General features: G+C 70.0%; 23 protein-coding genes. 14 read left to right on the top strand and 9 right to left on the bottom strand.

Features of this window, described 5'->3' with window-relative positions:
- Nucleotides 1-11 precede the first annotated feature (11 nt).
- Nucleotides 12-500, bottom strand: coding sequence for a Cys-tRNA(Pro) deacylase (gene ybaK / locus ABN611_RS38815; RefSeq protein WP_350277303.1), 489 nt, complete (start codon nt 498-500; stop codon nt 12-14).
- Nucleotides 493-1,215 carry a helix-turn-helix domain-containing protein gene (locus tag ABN611_RS38810; protein WP_350277302.1) on the bottom strand — a complete coding sequence of 241 codons (723 nt, stop codon included), beginning with the start codon at nt 1,213-1,215 and terminating at the stop codon, nt 493-495. The genes ybaK and ABN611_RS38810 overlap by 8 nt, the downstream gene beginning before the upstream one ends.
- Nucleotides 1,216-1,290: 75 nt before the next feature.
- Between ABN611_RS38810 and folE the strand changes: the two genes are divergently transcribed.
- Nucleotides 1,291-1,902, top strand: coding sequence for a GTP cyclohydrolase I FolE (gene folE, locus ABN611_RS38805; RefSeq protein WP_350277301.1), 612 nt, complete (start codon nt 1,291-1,293; stop codon nt 1,900-1,902).
- Between the two features lie 96 nt (nt 1,903-1,998).
- On the opposite strand, the gene ABN611_RS38800 is transcribed toward folE, so the two are convergent.
- Nucleotides 1,999-2,322 carry a hypothetical protein gene (locus ABN611_RS38800; RefSeq protein ID WP_350277300.1) on the bottom strand — a complete coding sequence of 108 codons (324 nt, stop codon included), beginning with the start codon at nt 2,320-2,322 and terminating at the stop codon, nt 1,999-2,001.
- Nucleotides 2,323-2,540: 218 nt separating this feature from the next.
- On the opposite strand from ABN611_RS38800, the gene ABN611_RS38795 reads away from it, so the two are divergent.
- Nucleotides 2,541-3,944 (top strand): 3' terminal RNA ribose 2'-O-methyltransferase Hen1, encoded by a 1,404-nt coding sequence (locus ABN611_RS38795; RefSeq protein WP_350277299.1) that lies wholly within the window; start codon nt 2,541-2,543, stop codon nt 3,942-3,944.
- Entirely contained in the window at nt 3,944-6,469 is a 2,526-nt protein-coding gene (locus tag ABN611_RS38790) for a polynucleotide kinase-phosphatase (RefSeq protein ID WP_350277298.1), read from the top strand. Before ABN611_RS38795 ends, ABN611_RS38790 begins: the two co-directional genes overlap by 1 nt.
- Before the next feature lie 12 nt (nt 6,470-6,481).
- Here the strand turns inward: ABN611_RS38790 and ABN611_RS38785 are convergent, their stop codons facing one another.
- Nucleotides 6,482-7,108, bottom strand: coding sequence for a hypothetical protein (locus ABN611_RS38785; protein ID WP_350277297.1), 627 nt, complete (start codon nt 7,106-7,108; stop codon nt 6,482-6,484).
- 61 nt (nt 7,109-7,169) lie between these two features.
- Nucleotides 7,170-7,796: a hypothetical protein gene (locus tag ABN611_RS38780; protein ID WP_350277296.1), complete on the bottom strand. Its 627-nt coding sequence runs from the start codon at nt 7,794-7,796 to the stop codon at nt 7,170-7,172.
- A 257-nt stretch (nt 7,797-8,053) separates the two neighbouring features.
- Between ABN611_RS38780 and ABN611_RS38775 the strand changes: the two genes are divergently transcribed.
- The 8 genes from ABN611_RS38775 to ABN611_RS38740 are packed head-to-tail and all read left to right on the top strand — an operon-like array spanning nt 8,054 to nt 17,165.
- On the top strand, nt 8,054-9,904 hold the full coding sequence (locus ABN611_RS38775) for a beta-L-arabinofuranosidase domain-containing protein (RefSeq protein WP_350277295.1): 1,851 nt from the start codon (nt 8,054-8,056) through the stop codon (nt 9,902-9,904).
- Complete coding sequence (locus ABN611_RS38770; protein WP_350277294.1) at nt 9,904-11,598, top strand: ABC transporter substrate-binding protein; 1,695 nt, start codon at nt 9,904-9,906, stop codon at nt 11,596-11,598. The genes ABN611_RS38775 and ABN611_RS38770 overlap by 1 nt, the downstream gene beginning before the upstream one ends.
- Entirely contained in the window at nt 11,595-12,551 is a 957-nt protein-coding gene (locus tag ABN611_RS38765) for an ABC transporter permease (RefSeq protein WP_350277293.1), read from the top strand. Before ABN611_RS38770 ends, ABN611_RS38765 begins: the two co-directional genes overlap by 4 nt.
- Complete coding sequence (locus ABN611_RS38760) at nt 12,548-13,531, top strand: ABC transporter permease (protein WP_350277292.1); 984 nt, start codon at nt 12,548-12,550, stop codon at nt 13,529-13,531. Before ABN611_RS38765 ends, ABN611_RS38760 begins: the two co-directional genes overlap by 4 nt.
- Nucleotides 13,528-14,346: an ABC transporter ATP-binding protein gene (locus ABN611_RS38755; RefSeq protein WP_350277291.1), complete on the top strand. Its 819-nt coding sequence runs from the start codon at nt 13,528-13,530 to the stop codon at nt 14,344-14,346. The genes ABN611_RS38760 and ABN611_RS38755 overlap by 4 nt, the downstream gene beginning before the upstream one ends.
- On the top strand, nt 14,343-15,167 hold the full coding sequence (locus tag ABN611_RS38750) for an ATP-binding cassette domain-containing protein (protein WP_350277290.1): 825 nt from the start codon (nt 14,343-14,345) through the stop codon (nt 15,165-15,167). Before ABN611_RS38755 ends, ABN611_RS38750 begins: the two co-directional genes overlap by 4 nt.
- A 20-nt stretch (nt 15,168-15,187) precedes the next feature.
- On the top strand, nt 15,188-16,441 hold the full coding sequence (locus ABN611_RS38745) for an alpha/beta fold hydrolase (protein WP_350277289.1): 1,254 nt from the start codon (nt 15,188-15,190) through the stop codon (nt 16,439-16,441).
- 43 nt (nt 16,442-16,484) lie between these two features.
- Nucleotides 16,485-17,165 carry a GntR family transcriptional regulator gene (locus ABN611_RS38740; RefSeq protein WP_350277288.1) on the top strand — a complete coding sequence of 227 codons (681 nt, stop codon included), beginning with the start codon at nt 16,485-16,487 and terminating at the stop codon, nt 17,163-17,165.
- Nucleotides 17,166-17,170: 5 nt separating this feature from the next.
- Here the strand turns inward: ABN611_RS38740 and ABN611_RS38735 are convergent, their stop codons facing one another.
- Complete coding sequence (locus tag ABN611_RS38735) at nt 17,171-18,151, bottom strand: carbohydrate kinase family protein (protein ID WP_350277287.1); 981 nt, start codon at nt 18,149-18,151, stop codon at nt 17,171-17,173.
- A gap of 94 nt (nt 18,152-18,245) precedes the next feature.
- Between ABN611_RS38735 and ABN611_RS38730 the strand changes: the two genes are divergently transcribed.
- The 3 genes from ABN611_RS38730 to ABN611_RS38720 are packed head-to-tail and all read left to right on the top strand — an operon-like array spanning nt 18,246 to nt 21,051.
- The gene (locus tag ABN611_RS38730) at nt 18,246-18,881 is read left to right on the top strand and encodes a class I SAM-dependent methyltransferase (protein WP_350277286.1); all 636 of its coding nucleotides are present in this window, start codon (nt 18,246-18,248) and stop codon (nt 18,879-18,881) included.
- Nucleotides 18,878-19,513, top strand: a complete 636-nt coding sequence (gene ccmA / locus ABN611_RS38725; RefSeq protein WP_350277285.1) for a heme ABC exporter ATP-binding protein CcmA — start codon at nt 18,878-18,880, stop codon at nt 19,511-19,513. Before ABN611_RS38730 ends, ccmA begins: the two co-directional genes overlap by 4 nt.
- Nucleotides 19,510-21,051: a DUF6297 family protein gene (locus ABN611_RS38720; protein ID WP_350277284.1), complete on the top strand. Its 1,542-nt coding sequence runs from the start codon at nt 19,510-19,512 to the stop codon at nt 21,049-21,051. The genes ccmA and ABN611_RS38720 overlap by 4 nt, the downstream gene beginning before the upstream one ends.
- A gap of 79 nt (nt 21,052-21,130) precedes the next feature.
- Here the strand turns inward: ABN611_RS38720 and ABN611_RS38715 are convergent, their stop codons facing one another.
- From ABN611_RS38715 to ABN611_RS38705, 3 genes are all read right to left on the bottom strand, one after another.
- Nucleotides 21,131-22,312, bottom strand: a complete 1,182-nt coding sequence (locus ABN611_RS38715; protein ID WP_350277283.1) for a transposase — start codon at nt 22,310-22,312, stop codon at nt 21,131-21,133.
- A 248-nt stretch (nt 22,313-22,560) separates the two neighbouring features.
- Nucleotides 22,561-22,866, bottom strand: coding sequence for a pyrophosphatase (locus ABN611_RS38710; protein WP_350277282.1), 306 nt, complete (start codon nt 22,864-22,866; stop codon nt 22,561-22,563).
- Between the two features lie 57 nt (nt 22,867-22,923).
- Nucleotides 22,924-23,805: a peptidoglycan recognition family protein gene (locus ABN611_RS38705; protein WP_350277281.1), complete on the bottom strand. Its 882-nt coding sequence runs from the start codon at nt 23,803-23,805 to the stop codon at nt 22,924-22,926.
- Between the last annotated feature and the right edge of the window lie 64 nt (nt 23,806-23,869).

Genomic DNA, 23,869 nt, shown 5'->3' with positions numbered 1-23,869 from the left:
CCCGCCGGCCGTCACCGTGCGATCGCCGCTGTCCGCGCCTTCGTGACGGTGATCAGGTCGGCGGGGGACAGGCCGATGTCGAGACCGCGCCGGCCGCCCGACACGTACACCGTCGGGTGGTCGGTCGCGGTGCTGTCGACGACCGTGGGCAATGGGCGCTTCTGGCCGATCGGGCTGATGCCGCCGACCACGTAGCCGGTGCTGCGCTCGGCGGCGGCCGGGTCGGCCATCACGGCCTTCTTCCCGCCGGCCGCGGCCGCGATCGCCTTCAGATCGAGCTGTTTGGCGACCGGTACGACGCCGACGGTGAGCTTGCCGTCGACCTCGACGAGCAGCGTCTTGAACACCTGCTCCGGCGGCAGCCCGAGCACCTCGGCGGCCTCCAGCCCGTACGACTTCGCCGCCGGGTCGTGCTCGTACGCGTGCGTGCTGAACTCGACCTTCGCCTTGGTCAGCGCGACCGTCGCCGGCGTTCCCTGGCTCTGCTTCGCCTTAGCCACGGGCCGACTGTACGAGACGCACGCAGCAGTGCCCGGGGGTGGGGGCGAGCTCGGCCTGGAGCGGGGCGTCGAGGCTCGCCAGCAGTCCCGCGACCAGGTGCAGGTTCATCCCGCAGACGAGTTGCGGGTGTTCCGTGGCCAGCCGCCGGAACGGGCAGTTGGCCAGCGCGATCCCGCCACCCTCGACCCGCGGCTCGAACCCGTGCGCCTCGAGCACCCGCACCATGAGCTCGCGACTGTCGCTCGAAGGTTGGTCGTCCTCGGCCCCGCGCCCGGCTTCGGCGCGTTCGCGGGCGGTGCGGCCGAGCGTCTCGCCGTACCGGCGGGCTCTTCGGTTCACCGCCTCGCGGGGCGTGATGTCCTCGGTCTCGGCGTCCTGGATCGCGGCGGCGAGCAGCTGGCCGGCGACGGCGTACTGGCGCTCGGGGAGTGTGATCTCGATCTCGCGGTCGGAGCGGTGGTACAGCTTCGCGGGCCGCCCGGCGCCGGGGCCGGTGCGGCCGGTACGCCGTTCGTAGCAGGTGTCGAGCAGCCCTTCGTCGGTCAGCCGATCGAGGTGGAACGCGGCCGTGGTCCGCGGGATGCCGAGCGCCGCGGCGGCGTCGTCCCGGCTCACCGCGCCGGGCCGGCCGACGACGTACTCGTAGAGCCGGCGCCGGGTCGGCTCCTCCAGTACGGCGACCGCCTGAACCGAGGCGTCCCAGGAGGTGTCCACGGAATGATTCTATCGACAACTCTGGTTGGTGAAACAGTATGATGGCAGTTCGTTGAAACCTCAGGGAGTGTGCAGATGGCGATCTCGGCCGACCTCGAGTCCGTCCCCCTCCGTATCGTCGCCCGCCGGGAGGAGATCGACCTTCCGGCCGCGCAGCGGGCCGTCGCGGACCTGCTGACCGCGCTCGGGCGGGACCCGCGGAGCGCGCATCTCGCGGACACCCCGCGCCGGGTCGCGAACGCGTACGCCGAGATGCTGACGCCGCGGGAGTTCGAGCTGACGACGTTCCCCAACGACGAAGGGTACGACGAACTCGTCCTGGCCAAGGACATCCCGGTGCAGTCGCTGTGCGAGCACCACCTGCTGCCGTTCCAGGGCGTCGCCCACGTCGGGTACCTGCCCGGCGACCGGATCCTCGGGCTGTCCAAGCTGGCCCGCGTGGTGGAGCTGTTCGCGCGCGACTTCCAGGTGCAGGAGCGGCTGACCAAGCAGGTCGCCGACTGGCTCCAGGACCACCTGGACCCGAAGGGCGTCGGCGTCGTGATCGAGGCCGAGCACCAGTGCATGTCGTTGCGCGGCGTCCGGGCGACGGGCTCGCGGACGGTCACGTCGTCGCTGCACGGCACGCTCCGCGACAACGCCAGCTCGCGCGCCGAGTTCTTCGCCCTGACCGGCCTCACCCCGTAGGGCCTGCCCGCTCAAGTGGAGGGTTGCCCGCTCGAAATTTCAGGGGGCAACCCTCCAGTTGGGGGGATGTCCCCTGAGCTGGAGGGTTGGCCGGGGTCAGGCCGAGGCGGCGGCAGGGGTGTTGTGGTGGGTGCGGCGGCCGGTGGCGAGGATGTGCGCGACCTCGCCGGGCAGCAGGTCGGTACCCGGGACGGGCTCCATCTCGGAGACGTCCAGCCAGCGCACGACGGTGGCGCCGCAGTGGCCGTGGACGGCGAGGATGGAGTCCAGGTCCGGCCAGACGGCCGTCGAGGGGTTCGCGCCGTGCCAGCGCAGTGCGACCGAGCCGTCGGTGAAGACACAGCCTTCGGCGACGACGCCGGTCCCGGAAACCCCGCTGATGTCGGTGTAACGGACGAGTTCGAACGTCTGGGGTTTCACCGGCGACACCCCGTGTGGCGTGAAAGAGCTGCCATGATCCTTTCCCCGTAGCGGCGTGAATGGGCTTTCGCCACAAACCGGGGACATGTACCGACTGTCAGCGGGGAAGGACGGTCTGTAGCGACTCATCTTCTCAACACAAGCTAGAACCAAACCCCCCGAACACGCCAGACCCTAAACCGCGTGTCTCGATCCGTGGCGCGTGATCGAATACGTCAGTGTTCCTGACGCTTGGCACCGATCTGGCCGGAATCGACGCGCCCGCGAGTGATTTCGGGTTCCTGTTGCACAAGAACCCGGCGCGACCGCAGGCGATCGACGTCACCGGGGGATCGGCGCATGTGTTCTACCCGGAGGCGACCGCCGACCGCTGTACGGCGGCCGTCCTGCTGGAGATCGACCCGATCGCCCTGGTGAAGGCCGGGCGCGGCAAGGCGACCGAGGGATTCACGCTCGGGCAGTACGTGAACGACCGCCCGTACGCCGCCTCCAGCCTGCTCTCCGTCGCGCTCGGCAAACTGTTCCGGACGGCGATGAACGGCCGCTGCGACGCCCGCCCCGAGCTGGCCGCGCGGCCGCTCCCGCTGGAGATCCACGTCCCGGCGCTGCCGTGCAGCGGCGGCGCAAAGCTTGCCGAGCGGCTGTTCGCGCCGCTCGGCTGGACCGTCGACGCCCGCCCGGTCCCGCTCGATCCGGAGCTCCCGGCGTGGGGTGATTCGCGGTACGTCGACCTGCGGCTGACCGGCGTACTGCGGCTCGCGGACGCGCTGAACCACCTGTACGTGATGCTCCCGGTCCTCGACGACGCGAAGCACTACTGGGTCGGGTCCGACGAGGTCGACAAGCTCGTGCGCGCCGGGGAGGGGTGGCTCGCCGCGCATCCGGAGAAGGACCTGATCTCGCGCCGCTACCTCGCGCACCGGCGCTACCTGACCGACGCCGCCCTCGAACGCCTGACCGAGGTGGACGGCGAGGAACTGGCGGAGGAGCTTTCCGAGGAGGGCTCGGTGTCGCTGGCCGTGGAGCGTCGTACGACGGTGGCCACCGTACTGCGGGAGCTCGGTGCGCGCCGGATCGCGGACATCGGCTGCGGGGAGGGCGCGCTCGTCGCCGAACTCCTCAAGGACCCGATGATCGGCGAGCTGATCGCCACGGACGTGTCCGCCCGCGCGCTGATCGCGGCCAAGCGGCGGCTGCACTACGACGATCTGCCGGACCGCCAGCGCGATCGGCTGAAGTTCCTGCAGTCGTCGGTGACGTACGCCGACGAGCGCCTCGCCGGCCTCGATGCCGTCGTACTGATGGAGGTCGTCGAACACGTCGACCCGCCGCGGCTGCCCGCCTTGGCGCACTCGGTCTTCCGCACCGCGCGTCCCGCCGCGGTCGTCGTCACCACGCCCAACAGCGAGTACAACGTGCGCTTCCCCGCTCTTCCCGCGGGCATCTACCGCCACCCGGACCACCGCTTCGAGTGGACCCGCGCCGAGTTCCGGGCCTGGGCCACCGAAGTCGCCATCGGCCACGGCTACACGGTCGAGTTCCGGCCCGTGGGTCCCGACGACCCCGAGGTCGGCCCGCCGACCCAACTCGCGCTCTTCAGGGTGGAAGGGGAGGTGCGGTGATGGGTGTGCTGCAGATTCCCCGGCTGGCACTGGTGGTTCTCGTGGGCGCCAGCGGGTCCGGGAAGTCGACGTTCGCGCGGAAGCACTTCCTGCGGACCGAGGTGATCTCGAGTGACTTCTGTCGTGGGCTGGTGTCGGACGACGAGAACGACCAGGCGGCGACCAAGGACGCCTTCGAGGTGCTGAACTTCATCGCCGGGAAGCGGCTCGCCGCCGGGCGGCTGACGGTGATCGACGCGACCAACGTGCAGCCGGACGCCCGCAAGGAGCTCGTGAACCTGGCTCGCGAGTACGACGTCCTACCGGTGGCGATCGTGCTCGACCCGCCGGAGCGCGTGTGCGTCGAGCGGAACGAGCAGCGCGCCGACCGCCAGTTCGGGGCGAAGGTGATCGTCCGGCAGCGCTCGCAGCTGAAGCGCGGCCTGCGCAGCCTCAAACGCGAGGGCTTCCGGACCGTGCACGTCCTCGACAGCGTCGAGGCGATCGATGCCGTCAGCATCGAACGCACCCGGCTCTACAACGACCTCACCGACCAGACCGGCCCGTTCGACATCATCGGCGACGTCCACGGCTGTCGCCCGGAACTCGAACAGCTGCTCACCGACCTCGGCTACACCCTCACCCGCGACGACGCCGGCCGCCCGGTCGACGCCGTACACCCGGACCGCCGCGCGGTCTTCGTGGGCGACCTCGTCGACCGCGGCCCGGACTCGCCCGGCGTACTGCGGCTCGTCATGGGAATGGTTGCGGCAGGCAACGCCTACTGCGTACCGGGCAACCACGAGGACAAGCTGCTCCGGGCGCTGCGCGGCAAGAACGTGAAGATCAGCCACGGTCTCGAGACCACACTCGAGCAGCTCGCCGCCGAGCCGGAGGAGTTCCGCGCCGAGGTGGCGGCGTTCATCGACGGCCTGATCTCGCACTACGTCTTCGACGGCGGCAACCTGGTCGTCTCGCACGCCGGCCTGGTCGAGCGGATGCACGGCCGTACGTCGGGCCGGGTCCGCTCGTTCTGCCTGTACGGCGAGACGACCGGGGAGACCGACGAGTTCGGGCTGCCGGTGCGCTACCCGTGGGCGAACGACTACCGCGGCCGTGCGACCGTCGTCTACGGCCACACCCCGACGCCCGAGCCGGAGTGGATCAACAACACGATCTGCCTCGACACCGGCTGTGTGTTCGGCGGGTCGCTGACCGCGCTGCGCTACCCGGAGCGCGAGCTGGTCCAGGTACGCGCAGCCACCGAGTACTACGCCCCGGCGAAACCGTTGCACGTGGCAACGGCGCCGTCGCGCGAACCCGACGTGCTCGAGCTCACCGACGTGACCGGCCGCCGGGTGATCGAGACCGCGACGCACGGCCGGCTGAGCATCCGGGCCGAGCAGGCTGGTGCGGCGCTCGAGGTGATGAGCCGGTTCGCGATCGATCCGCGGTTCCTGCTGTACCTGCCGCCGACGATGAGCCCGGTCGCGACCTCGCCGGAGCCGGGGCTGCTCGAGCACCCGCGGCAGGCGTTCGAGACGTACCGCGCGCAGGGCGTGACCGAGCTGGTGTGCGAGGAGAAGCACATGGGTTCGCGGGCGGTCGTGCTGCTCACGCGGGACGACGATGTGGCGGAGAAGCGGTTCGGGCTGGCGGGGCGCGGGGCGATCCACACGCGGACCGGGCGGTCGTTCTTCGACGCGGAGCTGACCGACGAGTTGCTGCAGCGGCTGCGCCGGGTCGCTGGTGATGCTGGTGTGTTCGAGGAGCTGGACACCTCATGGCTGCTGCTGGACGCCGAGCTGCTGCCGTGGAGTGCGAAGGCTGAGGATCTGCTGCGCAACCAGTACGCCGCAGTGGGTGCGGCTGCTCGTACGTCGTTGCCTGCTGCAACTGCTGCGCTGCGGGCGGCTCAGGCGAGCGGGCTGGATGTGGGTGAACTGCTGCAGTCTGCTGAGCGGCGTGCGGCGAACGCGGAGCGGTTCAGTGCGGCGTACCGGCGGTACTGCTGGCCTACCGACGGGCTGGACGGGGTGCGGCTGGCACCGTTCCAGGTACTCGCGTCCGAAGGGGCGACGTACGAGGAGCGGCCGCATGCCTGGCACCTCGGGATCGCGGACCGGATGGTTGCCGCGGGCCCGGAGCTGATCACGGCGACGCGGCGGTTGTTCGTGGACGCGGACGGCTGGGACGCGGGGATCGCCTGGTGGGAGGAGCTGACCGCGGCTGGGGGAGAGGGCATGGTGGTGAAGCCGGCCGCGAACCTGACACGGACGGTGAAGGGGCTGGCTCAGCCGGGGCTGAAGGTGCGTGGGCAGGAGTACCTGCGGCTCATCTACGGGCCCGACTACACCGAGCCCGCGAACTTCAGCCGGCTCCGCGACCGCAACCTCGGCCACAAGCGTTCGCTCGCGCTGCGCGAGTACGCGCTCGGGCTGGAGGCGCTGGAGCGGGCGGCGCGCGGGGAACCGCTGTGGCGCGTCCACGAGTGCGTGTTCGCCGTACTGGCCCTCGAATCCGAACCGATCGACCCGCGTCTGTGACCCACCACCTGCTCAGCGGGATCGGCGGGTGACCAGTGCGACCGGCAGGGAGGCGACGATCATGACGAACGGGAGCGCCGCGATCGGGTACTTGTCCACGATGAAGATGCTGCAGACGGCCGTGGGCACGAGCCCGATCAGAACAGGTATCGCCGCCCGACGATCACCGCGACGGACCGCGTAGGTCACCAGCGGCGTCAACAGCCACAGACCGAGAAGCACCAGATAACCCGGCCCCGAATCGCCCAGGACCTCGACGTCGAGGCCGACGTCGTCGACCAGCCAACTGAAACCACCAGTCGCGAGTGCGACGACCACCAGCGAAGCCGGCAACCACCGCAGCCTGGCCCGCGGGTCCAGCGGCTGCAGTCTCGTCGCGATCGCGAGGTACACCGCAAGCATCACAAGCTCGATCGCGGCCGTGGGGACGATCAGGTTCAGCGCCGTCGGCGCCGGCATCGAGTCCATGGACTGGGGGCAGGGCTGCTGGGCGCAGTTGTACGGCGCCGACACCGGCAGCACCCAGTACACGGCCCAGAACAACGGAAAGCTCAGCAACGCGAGTGCGGCCGTGACCCGATACAGGTTGCCCGCCGCACGTTCAGGCGGGCGACGAAGGTCCACAGGCGACGCGGTCACCTCACTACCATGCCCCGCCAAGGGATCACCCGGGGATACTGGACGCAGTGCGGCTGACGGCTTACCGGCGACGGCGCATGACCAGGACTGTGATCACGCCGACCACCAGCATGATCGCGGGCAGCGCCATCGGGACCACGAGCGGGTCGTTGTTGATCAGGAGCGCGTTGCCGAGTGCGGTCGGGGCCAGGCCGATGATGACCGGGACCACCGCGCGCGGGTCGGCGCGATGGACGACGTACAGGATCAGCGGCATGAGCACCCAGGCGCCGAGGAGGATCAGGAAGGTGAGTTCCGAGGCGTCGTAGCTCCGCCCGGCGCCGGCCTCCAGCAGCCACCCGAAACTGCCGACGGCGAGTACCACGATGACAACCGCCACCGGCAACCACCGCAGCCCGGTCCGTAGGTCCAGCGTCCGGCGCGCCGCGGCCAGCACGAGATAGCCCAGGATCACCACAAGCTCGACCCCCACGGCCGCAAGCACGGCATCGATCGGCTCGGGGTCCCTGATCACGTCGAGCGACGGCGGACACGGATGGTCCTGACAGGGGATCGCCCTCGCCGGAACCAGGAGGTGGGCGACCCACAGCAGCGGGATGCTGAGCAGGCTCACGCCGGCCGTCACACGGAACAGATTGCCGACGGCGGGCCTGGCAGGCGCACGGCGCAGGTCGAGCGGAGCAGTCACAAGAACACGATCCCGCCCCAAAGGTCCACCCCGACCGCACCCGCACGCCTGTGCCCCCTAAGCCCGACCCGCGCGGCGGACACGACGCCCCCTAAGCCCGACCCGCGCGGCGGGCACCACGCCCCCCGACCCGAGCAGCGGGCACCGCCCACTGGATCCGCGCGGTGGGCACCACGCCCCGTGTGGATCGTTTCCGGTGTGTAAACGTCTTTCGGTGGGGGTTGGCAAGGTGTGACATTGCACTTAGGGTCTGTGCAATGTCACACGGTACAGAGGTTGAGCTGACCGGCGGGTTGCTGCGGGACTGGCAGCGGCGGAATCGGGTGGCGACCATCCCGCATGCGATCGCGGAGTTGCGGAAGGCCGGCAATCTGGAGAACTTGCGGCGGCTGGTGGATCCCTCCGTCGGGACGTACCGCGGGCGGTACCCGTTCCTCGACACCGACCTCTACAAGACGCTCGAAGGGCTCGCGTACGAGATCGGCCGCGACGACGCACCGCCCGGCGCGCGCGAGTTCTACGACGAGGTCGTCGTACTGCTCGAGCAGGCGCAGGCCGACGACGGCTACCTGAACTCGTACTTCCAGGACCCGGACCAGCCCAAGCAGCCGTGGTCGGACCTCGGCTGGGGGCACGAGCTCTACAACCTCGGGCACCTCATCCAGGCGGCCGTCGCGGCGCAGCGCCGATTGTCGGACGGCAGATTGTTGACAATCGCCCGGAGGTTCGCGGATCTCGTCGTCCGGAAGTACGGCGAGCAGGGCGAGGAAGTGGTCGACGGTCATCCCGAGGTGGAGATGGCGCTGGTCGAGCTTTATCGAGAAACCGGCGACCCGGACTACCTCACCCAGGCGCGGCTGTTCGTCGACCGCCGCGGTCAGGGAAAGCTCAAGCACACGATCTTCCCGGGGGAGTACTTCCAGGACCACGTGCCGTTCCGTGAGCTGCCATCCGTCACCGGGCACGCCGTACGGATGGCGTATCTCGCGGCCGGCGCTGCCGACGTACACCTGGAGACCGGGGACCCGACGCTGCTCGCGGCACTGGAGCGGCTGTGGGACGACATGGTCGCGACCAAGCTGTACCTCACCGGCGGGCTCGGCAGCCGGCACTCCGACGAGGCGATCGGCGACCGGTACGAGCTGCCGTCGGAGCGCGCGTACGCCGAGACGTGTGCGGCGATCGCGACGATGCAGTGGGCGTGGCGGATGTTCCGCGCGACCGGCGCGGCGAAGTACCTGGATGTCTACGAGACCGTGCTCTACAACGCTTATGCCGTTGGGCTTTCGGCCGACGGTACGGCGTTCTTCTACGACAACCCGCTGCAGCGCCGGCCGGACCACGCGCAGCGCTCCGGGATGGAGGACGGCGGCGAACTGCTCCGCCGCGCGTGGTTCGGCTGCCCGTGCTGCCCGCCCAACATCATCCGCTGGATGTCCGAACTCCAGGACCATGTCGCCCTGTACCGCGACAACACCCTGCACATCGGCATCTACGCCGAAGCCCGCATCACCACCGAAGACCTCACCGTCACCGTCACCACCAACTACCCCTGGGATGGCGAAATCACCCTTACCGTGGAGAACGGTCCCGCGGAGGAACGCGCGATCGCCCTCCGCATCCCTGCGTGGGCGACAGACGCCAAGCTCACCGTTGCCGGCGTGGAAGAAGCAGCGGAACACGGTTGGGTTGCGGTTCGGCGGCGGTTTGTCGTTGGGGACACCTTGCGGTTGTCGTTGCCGATGGCTGCTCGGGTGCATGGGGCGCATCCGTATCTGGATGCGGTGCGGGGAGCGGCGGCTGTTGCGCGGGGGCCGTTGGTTTATTGCGTTGAGCAACAGGATGTGGATGCGCCGGTGGATGATCTGCTGGTTCGTCCGGGGGCTGTTGCGGAGGCGGTGCCGCGGTATCGGGACGAGCATGTCGTGCTCGAGTTGAGCGCGGGGGTTGCGCCGCCGCCGGCGCCCGAGCTGTACCCGGTGATCACCGACCAAGCATCCGAGATCGCGATTCGAGAAGTGCCGGTGACGCTCGTCCCGTACTTCCTGTGGGGGAACCGTCAAGCCCTGGCCATGCGTGTGTGGCTGCGAACGGAAAGAGACAACTGATGAAGAGAACCTCCATGCTGGTCGGGCTCGTCGCCTCGGCCGCGCTCACGCTGACCGCGTGCGGCGGCGGTACGCCGGCCAGTCAAGGCGAATCCGCCGGACCCGGTGCCAAGGCCGCGCAGGGCGGGACACTGCAGGTGCTCGCGAACGCGGCGTTCTCGCACCTCGACCCGGCCCGCGGCTTCGACGGCGGCGTCAACAACTTCTACCGGCTCATCTACCGCACGCTCACCACCCAGGGCGCCGCGCCCGGTGCGGACGGCACCAAGATCGTCCCGGACCTCGCCACCGACACCGGCAAGCCGAGCGACGGCGGCAAGACCTGGACGTTCACGCTGAAGGACGGCCTGTTCTTCGAGACCGGCGCGCCGATCACCAGCACCGACGTGAAATGGGGCGTCTCGCGCGCCTGGGACCCGGAGATCGGCATCGGCTCGCCGTACGCGAAGCAGCTGATCGACGCGCCCGCGTCGTACCAGGGCCCGTACAAGTCCGGTGAGCTGCCGACCATCGAGACTCCGGACGCGAAGACCATCGTCTTCCACCTCAAGAAACCGTACGCCGACTTCGGCAGCGTCGTCGCGCAGAACACCTTCACCCCGGTACCGAAGGGGCAGGGCGCCGGCAACCAGCTGGACAGCAAGCCGATCGCCTCCGGCCCGTACAAGCTCGCCGAGTACAAGCCGGGTGCGTCGCTCAAGCTGGTCCGCAACGACAAGTGGGACAAGAAGACCGACGAGGTGCGGACGGCGAACCCGGACGCGTTCCAGTGGACGTTCGGCCTCGACCCGGCGACGATCGACGAGCGGATGATCGCCGGCCAGGGCGCCGACGCCGACGCGATCGCCGGGACCGTGCAGGCGTCGAGCGTGGCGCGGATCCAGACCCCGCAGCTCAAGCAGCGCACGATGACGGGGCTCGGCGGCTGTACGACGTACATGGGGCTCAACACCACCAAGAAGCCGCTCGACAACGTGAAGGTGCGGCAGGCGATCAACCTCGCGGTCAACAAGCAGACCGTGCGCGACGCCGTCGGCGGCTCGACGCTCGCCGAGATCGCGACCAGCATCCAGCCGCCGACGGTCGCCGGCCGCGTGGACTACGACCCGTACCCGAGCCCGGACCACAAGGGCGACGTCGAGGGTGCCCGCAAGCTGCTCACCGAGGCCGGTTTCGCGGACGGGTTCACGATGACACTCGACACCCGCGCGCAGCCGAAGATGCAGGCGATGGCGGTCGCGATCCAGCAGGCGCTGGAGCCGCTGAAGATCACCGTCAAGATCAACACGATCGACACCGCGACGTACTACGAAGTGATCGGTACGACGTCCCAGCAGCACGACGCCGCGATCACCGGGTGGTGCCCGGACTGGCCGTCCGGCGCGACGTTCCTGCCGCCGCTGTTCGACGGCCGCAACATCACCCCGAAGGGCAACAGCAACCTGGCGCAGCTGAACGACCCGGGCGTGAACGCGAAGATCGACGAGATCTCCAAGATCACCGACGTCCAGGCCGCGAACACGGCGTACGGCGAACTGGACAAGCAGATCATGGCGCTCGCGCCGGTCGTCCCGCTGCTCTACGAGAAGGTCCTGATGCTGGTCGGCACCAACATCGGCGGCGCGTACCTGCACGACGGATTCTCGGGCGGCATCGACCTGGTGTCGGTCGGCCTGAAGGACGCCGGCAAGTGACCACTGCTCCGACCCTCGCAGAGGTCGAGGAGGTCGGACCGTCGGCACCCGCCGGCGGTCCGCCGACCTCGGGCAAGCGGATCCTCACCACGATCAGCCGGGACAAGGGCGCGCTGGCGTGCCTGGCGTTCCTCGCGGTCGTGGTGCTGATGGCGGTCGCCGCGCCGCTGATCACCAAACTCAGCGGCTGGGGCCCGTACGCGTTCGACTCCGCGGCGATCAACTCCGACCTCGGCGGCGTACCGCACGGCGCGCTCGGCGGGATCAGCGGCTCGCACTGGTTCGGCGTCGAACCGCAGAACGGCCGCGACCTGTTCGCCCGGATCGTGTACGGCGCCCGCGTGTCGATCACGATCTCGCTGTCGGCGACCGCGCTGACCGGGGTGCTCGGCGTGGTGCTCGGGATGCTTGCCGGGTTCTACCGGGGCTGGGTCGACCAGGTGATCTCCCGGCTGATGGACTTCCTGATGGCGTTCCCGGCGCTGATCTTCATGATCGCGATCCTGTCGTCGCTGCCGGCCGGGAACCGCCCGGTGCTGCTGGTCGTGGTGATCAGCGCGTTCGGCTGGCCGTACCTGGCCCGGGTGATCCGCGGACAGACGATGACGCTGGCGAACCGTGAGTTCGTCGAGGCCGCGCGGGCGTCCGGGGCGAAGGACAGCCAGGTGGTGTTCCGGGAGATCCTGCCGAACCTGCGGGGCTCGATCGTGGTGATGACGACGCTCGCGATCCCGGGCTACATCGGCACCGAGGCCGGCCTGTCGTTCCTCGGCGTCGGGGTCTCGCCGCCGACCGCGTCCTGGGGCCAGATGATCGCGAGCTCGGTGAGCTGGTACTCCGTGGATCCGATGTTCTTCGCGATCCCCGGCGCGTTCCTGTTCCTCACGGTGCTCTCGCTGACCGTCCTCGGCGACAAGATCCGGAACCTCGTCGACCAGGGAGAGGCCGCATGACGCGTTATGTCCTCGGACGGCTCGGCGGCGTCGTCGTGATCCTGCTCGCCGTCTGCCTGTTCACGTACCTGATCTTCTTCAAGCTGTCGCCGGATCCCGCGGTGATGATCTGCGGCAAGACGTGTACGCCGGACCGGATCGACTCGATCCGCGACGTGCTCGGGCTGAACCAGCCGCTGCTGACCCAGTTCTGGCAGTTCCTGAGCGGGATCTTCGCCGGCCGGGACTACGGCTCCGTGCACTGCTCGGCGCCGTGCCTCGGGTACAGCTTCCAGACCAACGAGTCGGTGTGGAGCATGATCACCGCACGGCTGCCCGTGAGCATCACGGTCGCGGTCGGCGCCGCCGTCCTCTGGCTGCTCGCCGGCGTGATCGGCGGGCTGATCAGCGCGGTCAAGCAGGGCACCTGGTGGGACCGGTCCGCGATGGCCCTCGCGCTCGGCGGGGTGAGCATCCCGAACTACGTGCTCGCGCTCGTCCTGCAGTACGTACTCGTGGTGAAGCTGCAGGTGCTGCCGTTCCCCGCAGCCGTTCCTTTTGTTGACAGTCCTGTTGTCTGGTTCGAGTCGTACCTGATGCCGTGGGTCGTGCTGGCGGTCGGCTACGCCTGTCTGTACGCACGGCTGACCCGGAGCAACGTGATCGACACGCTGTCCGAGAACTACTACCGGACCGCCCGCGCCAAGGGGTTGAGCGGCGCGCTGATCATGCGCCGGCACGCGCTGCGTCCCGCGCTGACGCCGATCACGACGATCTTCGGGATGGACTTCGCCGGGCTGCTCGGCGGCGCGCTGATCACCGAGACCGTGTTCGGGCTGAACGGCATCGGCAAGATGGCCGCCGACTCGATCGCGAAGAACGACCAGCCGGTGATCATGGCGGTCACGCTGCTCGCCGCCTTCTTCGTTGTCATCGGCAACGTCGTGGTCGACCTGCTGTACACGGCACTCGATCCACGGGTGCGGGTGGTGACGGCATGAGCGACGAATTGTTTGTTGTCGACAATCTGACGGTCACCTTGCCGACCAGCCGTGGGTCGGTCGACGTGGTGAAGAACGTGTCGTTCACCGTCGGCCGGGACGAGACGGTGGGCATCGTCGGCGAGTCCGGCTCCGGCAAGTCGATGACCGCGCTCGCCGTCCTCGGGCTGCTGCCGCGCGGCGCGCGGACGTCGGGAAGCGTCAAGCTGGACGGGACCGAGCTGCTCGGGCGATCGGACCGGGAGCTCAGATCCATCCGCGGCAACGCGATCTCGATGGTGTTCCAGGACCCGCTGTCGTCGCTGAACCCCTACTACACCGTGGGTCTGCAGATCGAGGAGATGTACCGGACGCACCGCGGCGGCTCCCGGCGCGCGGCCCGGCAGGTCGCGATCGAGGCGCTCGACCGGGTCCGGATCCCGGACCCCGAACGCCGCGTCGACCACTACCCGCACCAGTTCTCCGGCGGCCAGCGGCAGCGCGTGATGATCGCGATGGCGCTGTGCTGTTCGCCGTCGTTGCTGATCGCGGACGAACCGACGACCGCGCTCGACGTCACCGTCCAGGCGCAGATCCTGGAGCTGCTCGGCGAGCTGCAGTCCACCACCGGCACCGGGATGATCTTCATCACCCACGACCTCGCGGTGATCAGCTCGATCGCCCAGCGGGTGCTGGTGATGCAGTCCGGCGACCCGGTCGAGTACGGCACCGCGGAGCAGGTGTTCTCGGCGCCGCGGCACGAGTACACGCGGATGCTGCTGGACGCCGTACCGCGAATCGACGACGAGGTTGCCAAAGAAAGAGACACAGCATGACGTTGCTGCAGGTGCGCGGGGTGACCAAGGAGTTCGTCACCCGGGGCGAGGGCGCGATGGCGCGGAAGTCGACGTTCACCGCGGTCGACGACGTCAGCTTCGACGTCGAGCTCGGCGAGACGCTGGCGATCGTGGGGGAGTCGGGCAGCGGGAAGTCGACGACCGCACGGATCGCCGCCCGGCTGCTGGAGCCGACGGCCGGCACGGTCGTGTTCGACGGGCAGGACGTGACACATGCCCGCGGCAAGGAGCTCGCGGCCTTCCGCAACAACGTGCAGGTGGTCTTCCAGGATCCGTTCTCGTCGCTCAACCCGCGGTACACGGTCGAGCGGATCATCACCGCGCCACTGACCTACCAGGGCATCACCCCGCCGGGCGGCCGGCGGGCGTTCACCCAGGAGCTGATGGAGCGCGTCGGCCTGAACCCGGACCACTGCCGGCGGTACCCGGCGCAGTTCTCCGGCGGCCAGGCGCAGCGGATCGGGATCGCCCGGGCGCTCGCGGTGAACCCGAAGCTGGTGATCTGCGACGAGGCCGTGTCGGCGCTCGACGTCTCGATCCAGGCGCAGGTGCTCGAGCTGCTGATGCGGCTGCAGCGGGAGAGCGGGTTCAGCTATGTGTTCATCGCGCACGACCTCGCCGTGGTCCGGCAGATCTCGCAGCGCGTCGCGGTGATGAACCGGGGCAGAATCGTGGAGCTCGGTTCGCGGGACCAGGTGTTCGGTGACCCGCAGGACTCCTATACCAAGACGTTGCTGGCCGCCGTACCGCGGATCAACCCGGAATGGGACGCGCGGCGCCGACAGAAAGAGGCGGGATGACCAGCTACACGATTCCTCGGATGCATGTCCGTGAGCACACTGTTTCGGTACCCCTGGACTGGCAGAAGCCGGGCGAGGCGATCACGGTTTTCGCCAGGGAGCTGGTGGATCCGACGCGGAAGGACGAGGAGCTCCCGGTTCTGCTGTTCCTGCAGGGCGGACCGGGTGGGAAGGGCCCACGACCGACCGGGCCGGACGGGTGGATCGGGCAGGCGCTGAAGAAGTACCGGGTCGTGCTGATGGACCAGCGCGGCACGGGTCGCAGTACGCCGGTCAGCGGCCGGCGGATGGCCGCGCTGTCGGCCGAGGAGGGCGCCGACTATCTGGCCTGCTTCCGCGCGGACTCGATCGTCGCGGACGCCGAGCACCTGCGCCGGCACGTGTTCGGCGGCAAGCGCTGGTCGACGCTCGGCCAGAGCTACGGCGGCTTCCTGACGCTGACCTACCTGTCGAAGGCGCCCGAGGGCCTGACCGCCTGCTACGTCACCGGCGGCCTTCCGTCGATCGACCCGTCGGCGGCCGAGGTGTACCGGCGGACGTATCCGCGCGTCGCGGCGAAGAACCGCGAGTTCTACCGGCGCTACCCGCACAACGCGGAGCGCGTCGGGCGCATCGCGGACCGGCTGGCCGAGTCCGACGTACGGCTGCCGGACGGCGACCGGCTGACCGTACGGCGCCTCCAGTCGCTGGGGATCGACTTCGGGATGAAGCCCGGCTACGAGCGCATCCACTGGCTGCTCGACGAGGCCTTCGACGGCGACGAGCTGTCGGACACGTTCCTCGGGCAGGCGCTGGGACTCTCGTCGTACCTCGGCAACCCGCTGTTCGCCGCGCTGCAGGAGAGCATCTACGGCTCCGGCGAGGGCGCGACGGCCTGGGCGGCGGAGGCGGAGCGGGCGCGGCACCCGGAGTTCGCCGAGGACGCCCGGCCGCTGCTGTTCACCGGCGAGATGATGTACCCCTGGATGTTCGCCGAGATCCGCGGGCTGCGCCCGTTCCAGGGCGCGGTCGAGCTGCTCGCGCAACGTCCGCGCTGGCCCGAGCTGTACGACGTCCCGCGGCTGGCCGCGAACGACGTACCGGTCGCCGCCGCGGTGTACTACGACGACATGTACGTCGACGCGCACCTGCAGCTCGACACCGCGCGCCGGGTCGGGAACGTGCAGGCCTGGGTGACGAACGAGTACGAGCACGACGGGATCGGCGCCGAGCGGGTGTTCGAGCGGCTCACCGAGCTGGTCGCCGCGATCGGGGGTGGCGTCCCGAATCGCTGAGGCCCGGTGCTTCACAATAGGCGGCGACCCAGGAGGTGAACCCATGGCTGCCGATTCGATCGGGCCGCTGCCGAGCGTACGGCGGCTCGCGCAGCGCGAGAACCTGCGGGACAGCGTCGCCAACGCGCTGCGCGCGGCGGTGATCTCCGGCGAGCTGAAGCCGGGGGAGGTGTACTCGGCGCCGACGCTCGGCGCCCGGTTCGGCGTCTCCGCGACGCCGGTCCGCGAGGCGATGCTGGACCTGGTCCGCGAGGGCCTGGTGATCTCGCTGCGGAACAAGGGCTTCCGGGTCACCGAGGTGTCCGACGCGGACCTCGACAACCTGGCGGCGCTGCGGCAGCTGATCGAGCCGCCGACGATCCGGGACGTCGTCCCGGTGATCCCGGCGGCCGACTACCCGAAGCTGCGGCGGCTGGCCGAGGACATCGTGGTCGCCGCGGAGGCGGGCGACCTGATCGCGTACATCGAGGCGGACCGGGTCTTCCACGTGACGCTGCTCGCGTACTCCGGCAACCAGAAGCTCGTCGACGTGGTGTCGGACCTGCGGTCGCAGACGCGCCTGCTCGGCCTGACGCCGCTGCTCGAGAGCGGCCGCCTGGTGCCGTCGGCCGCCGAGCACCACGAGCTCCTGGACCTGATGGAGACCGGTGACGCCGACGGCGCCGAGCAACTCATGCGGCGCCACATCGGCCACGTCCGCGGCCTCTGGGCAAGGAGCAGCTGACGGCCCTACAGCGACTTGAGCGCCTGCTTCGCGGTGGCCGCGGCCTCGGCGCCGTACGCGCTGGTGAGGCGGTCGACGAAGGTGGTGTGGTCGAGCGTGTACTCCTGGGTGCCGACCGTCTCGAGCACGGTCGTCGCCAGCGTGCAGCCGAGGTGCGCGGCCGCCTCGTGGTCGAGGCCGGAGGCGCGGCCGGTGAGGTACCCGGCGCGGAACGCGTCGCCGCCGCCCGTCGGGTCGACCAGGCCCGGCGCGGGCACCGCGGGAACCTTCGCCAGGATCCCGGTGGAGTCCTCGATCACCACGCCGTCGCCGCCGTGCGTCGTGACCCGGACGCCGACCCGCTCGAGGATCTCGTCGTGGCTCCAGCCGGTCTTCTGCACCATCAGGCCGGCCTCGTACTCGTTGCTGAACAGGTACGCCGCACCGTCGACGAGCGTCCGGATGTCCTCGCCGTCCATTCGCGCCAGCTGCTGCGACGGGTCGGCCGCCACCGCGATGCCGTGCTGCTTGGCCAGCCGGGTGTGCTTGATCATCGCGTCCGGGTCGTCGGCGCCGATCAGCACCAGGTCCACGCCGCCGGACGCCTGGTGGATCGCGCCGAGGTCGAGCTCGCGCGCCTCGGCCATCGCGCCGGTGTAGAACGAGGCGATCTGGTTCGCGTCCAGGTCGGTCGTGCAGGTGAACCGCGCGGTGTGCACGTTGTCGCAGACGCGGACGTGCGAGACGTCGACGCCGGCGTCGGTGAGCGCGGCGCCGTACTCCGCGAAGTCGGCGCCGACCGAGCCGACCAGCAGCGACGGGTACCCGAGCTGGGCCATCCCGTAGCAGATGTTCGCGCCGACGCCGCCGCGGTGCACGACCAGCTCGTCGACCAGGAACGACAGCGAGACCTTGTGCATCTGCTCCTCGAGGAACTGGTCCTTGAACCGGCCCGGGAACGTCATCAGGATGTCGGTCGCGATCGAACCGGCGACGGCGATGCGCATGCGGGGTGCTCCTCAGGTGGGGTGGGTGATGCGGCGGTCGAGCAACCCATAGAGACTACAGGCGACCGATCTAATACATGGAGGGCGGGATTTCATGGGCCATCAGGTGCCGGTGACCGAGGAACTGCACGACTACATGGTCTCGCACGGGATGCCGCTGGACGAGATCGCGACCGAACTGCGCGCCGAGACCGAGAAGCTCGGTGACCCGGCCGGGATGCTGACCACCGCGGACCAGGCCGGGCTGCTGACCACGCTGACCCGGCTGATCGGCGCCCGCCGGGCCGTCGAGATCGGCACCTTCACCGGGTTCTCCGCGCTGGCGATCGCGCGCGGGCTGCCGGACGACGGCGAGCTGATCTGCCTGGACGTCAGCGACGAGTGGACGTCGATCGGGCGCCGGTACTGGGAGCGCGCCGGCGTCGCGGGGAAGATCGACCTGCGGATCGGCGACGCGCACGACTCGGCGGCCAAGCTCGAGGGCGAGTTCGACCTGGCGTTCGTCGACGCCGACAAGGGCTGGTACGTCCACTACTTCGAGACGCTGCTGCCGCTGGTCCGGCCGAACGGGCTGCTGCTGTTCGACAACACCCTCGCCGGCGGCCGGGTGATCGACGCGGACGGACCCGCGGACCGCAAGGAGTTCAACGCGCACGTCGCGCAGGACGACCGCGTCGACGTGATCATGCTCGGCATCGGCGACGGGCTGACGCTGGTCCGCAAGAAGTGAGCGAACCCCGGCTGTCCGTGACCGGGCTGCAGCACAAGTACGGCGACCGGCCGGTCATCGAGGGCCTGACGTTCAGCCTCGAGGCCGGCCAGGCGGTCGCGCTGGTCGGGCCGAACGGCGCCGGCAAGACGACCGTGCTCAAGTGCATCGTCGGCGCGGCCGAGCCGGCAGCGGGCAAGATCCTGCTCGACGGCCGGCCGATCGACGAACGCGCCGACGCGGTCCGGCGGGACGTCGCCACGCTGCTCGACGACCTGGACTTCTTCCCGGACCTGACCGCGGCCGAGCACCTCGACCTGCTCGCCCGCGCGCACGGGAACGCGTCGCCCGAGGACCTCGTGGACACCACGCTGGACGACATCGGCCTGCTCGCGGCCGCCGACCAGCTGCCCGGGTCGCTGTCCTCCGGCCAGCGCCGCCGGCTCGCGTTGGCGACGGCGCTGGTCCGGCCGCGCACCTTGATGGTGCTCGACGAGCCGGAGGCGCGGCTGGACACCGACGGCGTCCAGTGGCTGTCGGAGCGGCTGGTGGCGGAGAAGAAGACCGGTACGGCGATCCTGTTCGCCAGCCACGACCCGGACCTGGTGGAGACGGTCGCGGACGCCGTCGTCACCCTCACCCCGCTCCCGTGAGCGCGGCGGACGGACCGGTCGAGTTCGACCCGGCCGACTTCGGGACGGTCCCGTCGTCGCGGGCGCTGCGGCGCTGGATGCGGAGCACGCGGCGGCGGCACGCGGACCGGTCGTTCTGGGAGATCTTCGAGGACGTCTACCTGGTCCTGTTCACGCTCGCGATGGCGGGGGCGTCGGGCGGGAACGTCGTACGGCATCTGAACTCGAGTGCCGCCGGGTGTACGTCGTCGGCGTGCGGCGAGCTGGCCGCGGCGCTGCCGTGGATCGCGGTGCCGTTGCTGCTGGCAACCACCCTGCGGGTGCTGCTGGCGGTCGGGCCGGTGTCGGCGTCGCGGGCCACCGGGTTCTGGCTGCTCGCGACGCCGGTGGATCGAGGCGCTTTGCTGCGGCCGACGTACCGCGTGGTGGTCGGCGTGGTCGCGGCGATCGGGGTCCTGGCCGGGGCGGTCACATGGGCGCTGGTCGGGGCGGCGTGGGGAGACGTCCTGGCCGTAGCGCTCCTGATCGGTGCGCTGCTGGTGTGTGCTGCGGTCGCGGCGGTGTGGGCGCAACAGTCGAAGCGACGCTCCCGGTGGGCGCTCCGGGCGTCGGATGTGCTGCTGGCGGTTGCGATTCTGCCCGCGTTGGCACTCGCGCTGCGGCCGGACCCCACGAGCAGCGTCCAGACGGCCAACGTCATCATCGCGGAGTACGACAGCCGGGCCGTCGAAGACCGAAGCTACCTCGTCGTGCTGGGCGTGGCCGCTGCGGTGTTGTTGGGCGCCGTACTGGCGGTTTTTGCGGCACGAACCCTGGATCGGCTCTCGCGGGTCAGCGTGATTGCCGGCGGTGAGCTGCTGGCCGGGCTTGCGGGGGCGGCGAGCAGCCTCGACATCAGCATGCTCGGCGACGTGATCGCCGGGCGGCACTGGCGGCTGAAGGGGCGCGTCCGCTCGCACCGCGGCCGGGGCGCGAACGGCGTCGCGATCGTGCACCGCGAGTTCCGCCGCATCCTGCGCTGGCCGCGCCGGCTCGCGGTCGCGTTCGCCCTGCTCGTCGTGCCGTACGCCGTACACGGCCTGGGCGTGGCTGTACTGGTTCCGGTCGCGGCCGCGATCGCCGGCTTCATCGCCGTACGCCCCCTGCTCGACGGCCTCCGTACTGCGTGCCGCTCGACGGGACTGGCCCGCGCGATGGGCATGGAGGTCCGGGACCTGCGCATCGTGATGGCCGTCGTGCCCGCGCTGTTCACCGCGCTCTGGGTGCTGCTCGCCGCACCCGCGATCGGCAGCCCGGCGCCGAGCTTTGCCGTTGCCGCAGGCATCATCTCCGGCACCGTCCGGCAGGCGTCCGCGCGCCCACCGTCGTACGCCGGCCCGCTCCTCACGTCACCGATGGGCGCGATCCCGCCCGGCCTGTTCTCCCAACCGGCCCGCGGCCTCGACCTCCTGATCCTCTGCCTGGCCCCGGTCCTCCTCAATCTCGGCACCCTCTGGGTGGTCGCGATCCCGACCGCCGTCCTGGCCGTGATGTTCGCCGTCCGCCCGAAAACCGACTGACGCGGCAGCCGGTCTTGCTGCAGAACGGGAGACGGGGTTGACGTCCTCCCCGCCGTAGACGGCGGGGATTCCAACCCGACTACGCGGAGGTAGGGAGTTGAGGTTCACGCTTCTCGGCGACCAATACCGCAGTCGCTCCACGTGCGTTCACGGCCCGTCCGGCCGCGATGTTGACAGCAGCGTTCACGTCAGCGTTCGCGAGGTAGCCGCAGGACCGGCAGCGGAAGACGGCTTGGCTCTCGCGCGCCTCCCGATCCCTGGCCCTGCACCGCGAACACGTCTGAGACGTGTACGCCGCAGGAATCTTCTCCACCCGGCCGGCGGCCTTGTGCTCCAGCCGCTGGACGAGTTGCCCCCAGCCGCTGGACAGAATGCCCCGGTTCAGCCCGGCCTTCTGCCGCACCTGCCTCCCGGGCCGGTCCACCGTACCCTTGGCCGACCGCGTCATCTGGACGATGCGCAGGTCCTCCACGCGGATCACGTCGAACTCGCGGGCCAGCCGGGTGCTGGTCTGCTCGACCCAGTCCTTGCGCCGATCCGCCTCCCGCGCCTTGAGCCGGGCGATCGCGGCCTTGGTCTTGGCGCGGCGGTTGCTGCCGTTGCGGGCACGCGCCAGACGCTGTTGCAGCTTCCGCAGGCGGGCCTTCTCGCCACGCGTCAGGGCGGGCACATTCAGCATCTCGCCGGTGGACAGCGCGGCCGACACGGTCACGCCACGATCCACCCCGACCACTGCGCCGGTGCCCGGCCCGCGGATGGGCTCTGGCACGATGGCGAAGGCGATGTGCCAGCGACCGGCACGGTCACGGGTGACGCGGTACGACCTCGCATCGGCCAAGCGCGTGGACATTCGGAACTTCACCCAACCGACCTTCGGTACCCGGACCCGGGACCACTTGCGGTTCAGCCTCTCTACCCGCCGGGCCTGCGGACCGACGATCCGGAACCCCTCGTAGAGCCCCGCCTTGCGCCACGTCGGCTGCCGGTGGGTGCCGGCGAAGAAGTTCGTGACAGCCTGGTCGAAGTCCCGCAAAGCCTGCTGCTGCACGGTCTGGGATCCGGCCCGCAACCACTCGCTGGCCGCCCTGGCCTCGGTCAACTGCCGCGCCTGCTCCATAAACCGCGGCGGGTACCGCCGGCGTCCCACCGACCACATAGCCCACTGCTCGAGCGCCAGATTCCAGACGTAGCGCGCATGTGTGCAGTGCCCGAGCAACGCCTGCTCCTGCTCCGGAGTCGGGGCAAGACGGAAGCGGGACATGCCACTCAGTCAACCAGCCCGGACCGACAGTCCTTGGAACGAAGGGGAGTCGCGGTTCCTCCGTCGTGCCCCTGAAGGACGGGGTGTCCCGCTACTGCTTCCATGAACCTGGAAATGGATGGCGGTCGGCAGTCCGCGTCCGCCGGACCGGTGCCGCCGGGCGTCGAGTCGCGGCAGCGGCGGGACCAATCGCGATCGCGCCGCTGTTCGCGCTCGGCTGTTGATCGGGAACGCCCCGGCCCGGGGTGTCAGCGTTCGTAGGACAACCATTTGCTTTCGATCTGCGCGGGGAGGTCGACGTCGTGTTGCTGCGCGAACAGGAGGAGTTGGCAGAGGACGTCGGCGAACTCCTGGTGGAAGGCGGTGCGGAGCTCGGCCGGGGTCGCGCCCTTGGTACGGGCGCGGCCGGTGTGTTGCAGGTAGGCCTGGGTGAGCTCGCCGACCTCCTCCTGGAGTTTGAGCAGGAACCAGTCGGGGTCGCGGTCGAAGCCGAGGCTCTCGCCGTAGCCGACCGAGATCTTCTCCAACCGTTGCGCGAGTTTCTCGAGATCCACCCGGACAGCCAACCAGGTCCCACCGACAGACGGGCAGGACCTGGTCGGGGGAGGGTTCTACTGAGCCGGCTGCTCGGCGGGCTCAGCCGAGGCCGACGTGTCGACCGGCGGGAACGGCTCGAGGTCCGCGGGGAACTCGGGCGCCGGGTCGACGTTCGGGTCCGGGGCCTCCGGCTGCTCCGGGGCGCCGTCGACCTGCAGGCTCTTCGGCGCGGTCGCCCAGACCGCGGCGGCGGCCCGCGCGGCGTCGGCGGCGTCGGTCTGGCGCTCGTAGTTCTTGATGTCGAGCGCGTACGCCTTCACCACCGCGGACAGGTCCCGGCGCAGCTGGCGGTGGGTCCAGAGCGCGTAGGCCTGCGTCCGGGCCTCGATGAAGTTCTTCAGTTCCTGCATCTGGGCCGGGGTCATGTCGTCGTCCTCCGAGTGGCCTGGGGTGAATTCGCCGCGGGCGATCGCGGCGCGGGCGGCGTCGCCGGGACAGTCGGTCCCGTCCGGCCGGACCGCGGAGTGCGGCCGGATCGCCGTACCTCGCGGGAAGATCCTGCGGAAGTCGGCGATCACCCCGCGGGTGGTCGCCTTCATGGCGGCGGTCGGCTGCTCGCCGGTGACCAGCACCAGCAGGATCGCGCCGTACCGCTCGTTCAGCTCGCTGTTGCCGTTGGCCCCGGACTGCGTCCGCAGCCCGCGCAACGTCCAGGCCCGGCCGGCCTGGTCGACCGCGATCTGGTACGCGATGTCCGACCAGCCGCGGCTGTCCATGTGGTAGTCCTGCCAGCCACGCAACGCGGACGCGACGGCCGCCTTGCTGTGGATCACGCTCGTCGACCCGGTGCCCGGCCAGTGGATGACGGTGCCGGCGACGCTGGACGCGGTCAGGTTGCCCGGCCCACCGTTCGGCGGGCGCGCGTTCCACGCGGACCGGGGCAGATATTCGACCATCTGTGCTCCTCACATGCCTCACAGCGCCACATACCCACCGCTGGCGCTCGGTAATCAACCGATC

It is taken from the genome of Kribbella sp. HUAS MG21 (genome assembly GCF_040254265.1).
Taxonomy (GTDB): Bacteria; Actinomycetota; Actinomycetes; order Propionibacteriales; family Kribbellaceae; genus Kribbella.
The sequence above is the reverse complement of the archived record's forward strand: the minus strand, read 5'-3'. Positions and strand labels throughout refer to the sequence as shown.

Bases quoted from the DNA above. Each gene is read 5' to 3' on its own strand.
- folE (WP_350277301.1), top strand. From the start codon at position 1,291: ATGGCGATCTCGGCCGACCTCGAGTCCGTCCCCCTCCGTATCGTCGCC.
- ABN611_RS38790 (WP_350277298.1), top strand. From the start codon at position 3,944: ATGGGTGTGCTGCAGATTCCCCGGCTGGCACTGGTGGTTCTCGTGGGC.
- ABN611_RS38775 (WP_350277295.1), top strand. From the start codon at position 8,054: ATGTCACACGGTACAGAGGTTGAGCTGACCGGCGGGTTGCTGCGGGAC.
- ABN611_RS38770 (WP_350277294.1), top strand. From the start codon at position 9,904: ATGAAGAGAACCTCCATGCTGGTCGGGCTCGTCGCCTCGGCCGCGCTC.
- ABN611_RS38760 (WP_350277292.1), top strand. From the start codon at position 12,548: ATGACGCGTTATGTCCTCGGACGGCTCGGCGGCGTCGTCGTGATCCTG.
- ABN611_RS38755 (WP_350277291.1), top strand. From the start codon at position 13,528: ATGAGCGACGAATTGTTTGTTGTCGACAATCTGACGGTCACCTTGCCG.
- ABN611_RS38750 (WP_350277290.1), top strand. From the start codon at position 14,343: ATGACGTTGCTGCAGGTGCGCGGGGTGACCAAGGAGTTCGTCACCCGG.
- ABN611_RS38745 (WP_350277289.1), top strand. From the start codon at position 15,188: ATGCATGTCCGTGAGCACACTGTTTCGGTACCCCTGGACTGGCAGAAG.
- ABN611_RS38740 (WP_350277288.1), top strand. From the start codon at position 16,485: ATGGCTGCCGATTCGATCGGGCCGCTGCCGAGCGTACGGCGGCTCGCG.
- ABN611_RS38735 (WP_350277287.1), bottom strand. From the start codon at position 18,151: ATGCGCATCGCCGTCGCCGGTTCGATCGCGACCGACATCCTGATGACG.
- ABN611_RS38730 (WP_350277286.1), top strand. From the start codon at position 18,246: ATGGGCCATCAGGTGCCGGTGACCGAGGAACTGCACGACTACATGGTC.
- ABN611_RS38715 (WP_350277283.1), bottom strand. From the start codon at position 22,312: ATGTCCCGCTTCCGTCTTGCCCCGACTCCGGAGCAGGAGCAGGCGTTG.
- ABN611_RS38705 (WP_350277281.1), bottom strand. From the start codon at position 23,805: ATGGTCGAATATCTGCCCCGGTCCGCGTGGAACGCGCGCCCGCCGAAC.